Here is a 788-nt window from a genome sequence, read left to right as displayed (position 1 = left end):
GGTGCTGACTGGACGCTTACAAATTAGCGGGGAGTGCCGTAAGACATTCTCCGCTAACGTCAGATACGAGATTACCCGCCGCGTTTTAATGCTGTTGGCCTGGTATCTAAGATGTAACCCTTTATTTTCAGCGTGATAGCCAATAAGCCACAGTACGATTGTACTCAGCGTCGCCAGCAGACTCAGTACCAGCATTCTTCCAGCCGAACGGCTGTAACTGGCACGCAGACCGAACCCGAAGCGCTCACTTTTTTCATCCCTGAAGTTCTGCTCTATCTGCATTCTGCGACTGTACAACTTCATGATTTCACGTGGTTTAAAGTCATCAGTACTGCTAAAGATAAGCCATGGGTCTTTTGCTGATGAACGCCCGTCCTTCACCTGAGATTTGCGCTTTATGCGACACCGCGAGTGTCGATGTTTCCTGCCTTTCGGCTCTTTTTTATGCAGATAAAAATGACCATCACACCGGGCATATTCTGAGCGGGCAAGTGTTCCTGGCCCCAGATATTCCGGTCTGCTGCTGGCCTGTAACTCCTGACGCCTGTACCAGTATTCCCCCTTGCCGTCCAGCCGCATCTGGATATTGCCTCTGATACGGCCTATAAAATCCCAGCCCAGTGATTTAATATGACGGAACCAGGCATTCTGGAAGCCTGCATCAGTGACGATGATGACCCTGGCTCCAGGATTAACAGCGTCAGCAAGAGCATCATGAAAGTCTTTCTGTATTTGCGAGTTCTGCTGTTTCTCTGACGGGGCTATACAGCTAAGTAAAGGGATTGACC

Annotated in this window: 1 protein-coding gene; it reads right to left on the bottom strand. The window is 49.6% G+C overall.

Annotation, left to right across the window (positions count from 1 at the left end):
• Positions 1–788, bottom strand: a 788-nt coding sequence (locus ACLRGG_RS21305) for an IS4 family transposase (RefSeq protein WP_416251574.1), incomplete at both ends; no start/stop codon positions are given.

This window comes from Erwinia sp. PPS120, from assembly GCF_047918655.1.
Taxonomy (GTDB): Bacteria; Pseudomonadota; Gammaproteobacteria; order Enterobacterales; family Enterobacteriaceae; genus Erwinia; species Erwinia tasmaniensis_A.
The sequence above is the reverse complement of the archived record's forward strand: the minus strand, read 5'-3'. Positions and strand labels throughout refer to the sequence as shown.